Consider the following 5,248-nt stretch of genomic DNA (forward strand, 5'->3'; position numbering starts at 1 on the left):
AATAATAATCCCCCTTGAGTGTGATTCACTCAAGGGGGAAGAAGAGAGACCTGGCACCGAGCTAATTTCCCATGGGGCAACCCCCAAAGTATCTTCGCCGCAGACCTGTTTCACAAACCGAGTTCGGGATGGTATCGGCGTGGTTCCAGACCGCCATAGGCACCAGGAAGCTTATGACTCGTGTAGAGAGAGCCTTGAGAGCTGCATAGAGTTAATCAAAGTCAGTTGTTAAAGCGATGAGAAGGACAAGCCCTCGGTCTGTTAGTATGCCTCTGCTTCATACATTGCTGCACTTCCACATAGCACCTATTAACGGGTGGTCTTCCCGTGACCTTACTGGGTTACCCCATGGGAGTACTCATCTTGGGGTGGGCTTCCCACTTAGATGCTTTCAGCGGTTATCCACTCCGCACATAGCTACCCTGCGTTTACCGTTGGCACGATAACAGGTACACCAGCGGTGCGTTCCTTCCGGTCCTCTCGTACTAAGAAGGACTCCCCTCAATACTCCTGCGCCTACACCGGATATGGACCGAACTGTCTCACGACGTTCTGAACCCAGCTCGCGTGCCGCTTTAATGGGCGAACAGCCCAACCCTTGGGACCTACTTCAGCCCCAGGTTGCGACGAGCCGACATCGAGGTGCCAAACCTCCCCGTCGATGTGAACTCTTGGGGGAGATCAGCCTGTTATCCCTAGAGTAACTTTTATCCGTTGAGCGACGGCCCTTCCACTCAGAACCGTCGGATCACTAAGGCCGACTTTCGTCTCTGCTCGACTTGTCAGTCTTGCAGTCAAGCTCCCTTATGCCTTTACACTCAATGGCTGATTTCCAACCAGCCTGAGGGAACCTTTGCGCGCCTCCGTTACCATTTAGGAGGCGACCGCCCCAGTCAAACTGCCCACCTGAAACTGTTCCCGTGCCGGCTAACGGCTACAGGTTAGAATTCTAGCCTTGACAGAGTGGTATCTCACCAGTGACTCATTCATCCCCACAAGGATGAACTCACAGTCTCCCACCTATCCTGCGCAGTCAAAGCCCGAACCCAATTCCAGGCTACAGTAAAGCTTCATAGGGTCTTTCTGTCCAGGTGCAGGTAGTCCGTATCTTCACAGACAATCCTATTTCGCCGAGCCTCTCTCCGAGACAGCTCCCAGATCGTTACGCCTTTCGTGCGGGTCGGAACTTACCCGACAAGGAATTTCGCTACCTTAGGACCGTTATAGTTACGGCCGCCGTTCACCGGGGCTTCAGTCGTTAGCTTCATCCGAAGACTGACCAACTTCCTTAACCTTCCGGCACTGGGCAGGCGTCAGCCCCTATACGTCCTCTTACGAGTTTGCAGAGACCTGTGTTTTTGGTAAACAGTCGCCTGGGACTCTTCACTGCGGCCCCCCTTTCAGAGGGCACCCCTTCTCCCGAAGTTACGGGGCCATTTTGCCGAGTTCCTTAGAGAGAGTTACCTCGCGCCCCTTGGTATTCTCAACCTCCCTACCTGTGTCGGTTTCGGGTACGGGTACTAAATGTTCATCACGGCGTTGGCTTTTCTCGGCACTATCGTTCACTATGCAGGGGTCGTAACCCCCTCCCAATCCAATCAGGGTATAGCTAGTTGTCATGCGTCCCCAACGACGCTCCCATTCAGTAGTCAGGGAATATTAACCCTGTGTCCATCGACTACGCCTTTCGGCCTCGCCTTAGGTCCCGACTAACCCTCCGCGGACGAGCCTTCCGGAGGAACCCTTAGGGTTTCGGGGCGTGTGATTCTCACACACGTTTTCGCTACTCAAGCCGACATTCTCACTTCTACACACTCCACATCTGCTCTCGCTAATGCTTCGATGCATGTAGAACGCTCCCCTACCACTTATCAAAATATGACAAGTCCACAGCTTCGGTAGAACACTTAGTCCCATTCATTTTTGGCGCAAGAGCGCTTGACCAGTGAGCTATTACGCACTCTTTCAAGGGTGGCTGCTTCTAGGCAAACCTCCTGGTTGTCTGTGCACTCTCACCTCCTTTGCCACTTAGTGTTCATTTCGGGACCTTAGCTGGTGGTCTGGGCTGTTTCCCTCTTGACGATGAAGCTTATCCCCCACCGTCTCACTGGCAGCGTGTTCACTGGGTATTCAGAGTTTGACTCGATTTGGTACCGCTCTCGCAGCCCGCACCGAATCAGTGCTTTACCCCCCAGCTATAATCGCTACCGCTGCGCCTAAACACATTTCGGGGAGAACCAGCTAGCTCCGGGTTCGATTGGCATTTCACCCCTAACCACACCTCATCCGCTGGCTTTTCAACGCCAGTCGGTTCGGCCCTCCACTTGGTATCACCCAAGCTTCAGCCTGGACATGGTTAGATCACCCGGGTTCGGGTCTATAAACACTGACATGCGCCCTATTCAGACTCGGTTTCCCTCTGGCTTCGGCATTTCCGCCTTAACCTGCCAGTGCCTATAAGTCGCCGGCTCATTCTTCAACAGGCACGCCATCACTCGTTAAATCGAGCTCTGACTGCTTGTAAGCTCACGGTTTCATGTTCTATTTCACTCCCCTTCCGGGGTTCTTTTCACCTTTCCCTCGCGGTACTGTGCACTATCGGTCACGCAGGAGTATTTAGCCTTACGAGGTGGTCCTCGTGGATTCAATCGGGATTTCTCGTGCCCCGACCTACTCGGGATGCAGCTAGGTTTCTTAAGCTTTCGACTACAGGACTCTCACCTTCTCTGGTGCAGCTCTCAACTGCTTCGTCTAGCCGCCAAATACCACGTCGCTGTCCCACAACCCCAACAGTAAAAACCGTTGGTTTAGGCTCTTCCCGCTTCGCTCGCCGCTACTAGGGGAATCGAGGTTTCTTTCTCTTCCTACAGCTACTAAGATGTTTCAGTTCGCTGCGTTCGCTCGCACCTGCCTATAGATTCAGCAGGCCGTATACTGGGTTGCCCCATTCGGAAATCTCCGGCTCAATGCATGCTTCCTGCTCCCCGGAGCGTATCGTCGGTAGCCACGTCCTTCTTCGCCTCTGCGTGCCTAGGTATCCACCGTGAGCCCTTTGTAGCTTGACCTTCTCTCTATCCTTTGCGAATAGTTTTGTCTTTAACTACCTTTTGACTCAATTTTCTCTATGCAGTTGTCAAGGGTCTGTCACTGAACTTAGAGCTCAGCAGCTTACTTCGCTTCTCAGCAAGTACGGTGCTGGTATCTAAACTCTCATCACAATCAAAATTAAAATTGGTGGAGGTAAGCGGACTCGAACCGCTGACGTCCTGCTTGCAAAGCAGGCGCTCTACCAGCTGAGCTATACCCCCACTCAGTGGGCCATCCTGGACTCGAACCAGGGACCTCACCCTTATCAGGGGTGCGCTCTAACCACCTGAGCTAATAGCCCATAAATAAACCCGACAATATTGAAAACCAGCTTAAATAAGTCCTGAACGACCTAAGTTGACCTACTCTGTTCAGCCATAAAAAATGCATGAACAAGTAGATAGGTCTCCTTGAAAGGAGGTGATCCAGCCACACCTTCCGGTACGGCTACCTTGTTACGACTTCACCCCAGTCATCAGCCCCACCTTCGACGCCCCCCTCCACGAATGGTTAGGGTAACGGCTTCGGGCGTGGCCAACTCCCATGGTGTGACGGGCGGTGTGTACAAGGCCCGGGAACGTATTCACCGCAGTATGCTGACCTGCGATTACTAGCGATTCCTCCTTCATGCAGGCGAGTTGCAGCCTGCAATCTGAACTGTGCCTCGGTTTATGGGATTTGCTTGCGCTCGCACGCTCGCTGCCCTTTGTCCGAAGCATTGTAGTACGTGTGTAGCCCAGAACGTAAGGGGCATGATGACTTGACGTCATCCACACCTTCCTCCGAGTTGTCCCCGGCAGTCTCCCTAGAGTGCCCAACTGAATGATGGCAACTAAGGACGTGGGTTGCGCTCGTTGCGGGACTTAACCCAACATCTCACGACACGAGCTGACGACAGCCATGCACCACCTGTCTCCTCGCTCCCGAAGGCACTCTCGACTTTCATCAAGATTCGAGGGATGTCAAGCCCTGGTAAGGTTCTTCGCGTTGCATCGAATTAAACCACATACTCCACCGCTTGTGCGGGCCCCCGTCAATTCCTTTGAGTTTCACACTTGCGTGCGTACTCCCCAGGCGGGATACTTATCGCGTTAGCTGCGGTACTGCACGGGTCGATACGCGCAACACCTAGTATCCATCGTTTACAGCTAAGACTACAGGGGTATCTAATCCCTTTCGCTCCCCTAGCTTTCGTCCCTCAGCGTCAGTTGTGGCCCAGTAGAGCGCCTTCGCCACTGGTGTTCTTCCCAATATCTACGCATTTCACCGCTACACTGGGAATTCCCTCTACCCCTACCACACTCTAGTTAATCAGTTTCCACCGCTTGCCCACAGTTAAGCTGCAGTCTTTAACGACAGACTTGATAAACCGCCTACGGACGCTTTACGCCCAATAATTCCGGATAACGCTTGCATCCTCCGTCTTACCGCGGCTGCTGGCACGGAGTTAGCCGATGCTGATTCCTCAGGTACCGTCAGATCTTCTTCCCTGAGAAAAGGGGTTTACAATCCACAGACATTCCTCCCCCACGCGGCGTTGCTCCGTCAGGGTTGCCCCCATTGCGGAAAATTCCCCACTGCTGCCTCCCGTAGGAGTCTGGGCCGTGTCTCAGTCCCAGTGTGGCTGATCATCCTCTCAGACCAGCTACTGATCGTCGCCTTGGTAAACCTTTACTTCACCAACTAGCTAATCAGACGCGAGTTCATCCTTAGGCAATAAATCTTTTAGCTCTCGCCATATGCGGTATTAGCCGTCGTTTCCAACGGTTGTCCCCCACCTAAGGGCAGATCCTCACGCGTTACTCACCCGTTCGCCACTAACACCCGAAAGTGTTCGTTCGACTTGCATGTGTTAAGCACGCCGCCAGCGTTCATCCTGAGCCAGGATCAAACTCTCCATGTTAATCACTCGAAAAGTTGACCCTGAATACTCTTCAGTATCCAGAATCTTTATCAACACTCGATTAGACAACTCGTGAAAAGTATGCTAACCTTATGTCAATTTAATTCTTTGACAGGAACCTATTTAAGGTCTCTGGCTTTCAATATTAATTGTCGAGGTTCTCACTTCAGGTCTCGACTCCGTTTGGCGTCGCTCCCCTTCAGCGCTTTACCAATATAGCGACTCCACTCCTAACTGTCAATCACTTTGATGGAGAAA

The 5,248-nt window shown here is 52.6% G+C and carries 2 tRNA genes and 3 rRNA genes; all 5 read right to left on the reverse strand.

The window, feature by feature from the left end:
- Positions 1–48: 48 nt before the first annotated feature.
- The 5 genes from rrf to JUK32_RS10295 all read right to left on the reverse strand — a co-directional run bounded on the left by rrf (position 49) and on the right by JUK32_RS10295 (position 4,990).
- Positions 49–167, reverse strand: a 5S ribosomal RNA gene (gene rrf, locus JUK32_RS10275).
- A 74-nt stretch (positions 168–241) separates the two neighbouring features.
- A 23S ribosomal RNA gene (locus JUK32_RS10280) occupies positions 242–3,065 on the reverse strand.
- A gap of 167 nt (positions 3,066–3,232) precedes the next feature.
- A tRNA-Ala gene (locus tag JUK32_RS10285) sits at positions 3,233–3,308 on the reverse strand.
- A gap of 6 nt (positions 3,309–3,314) precedes the next feature.
- Positions 3,315–3,388: transfer RNA gene (locus JUK32_RS10290), tRNA-Ile, on the reverse strand.
- 112 nt (positions 3,389–3,500) lie between these two features.
- Positions 3,501–4,990, reverse strand: a 16S ribosomal RNA gene (locus JUK32_RS10295).
- Together the 16S, 23S and 5S rRNA genes with 2 tRNA genes alongside form the textbook arrangement of a ribosomal RNA operon.
- Positions 4,991–5,248: the final 258 nt, after the last annotated feature.

The sequence above is a fragment of the Halomicronema sp. CCY15110 genome (genome assembly GCF_016888165.1).
GTDB lineage: Bacteria > Cyanobacteriota > Cyanobacteriia > Phormidesmidales > Phormidesmidaceae > Halomicronema.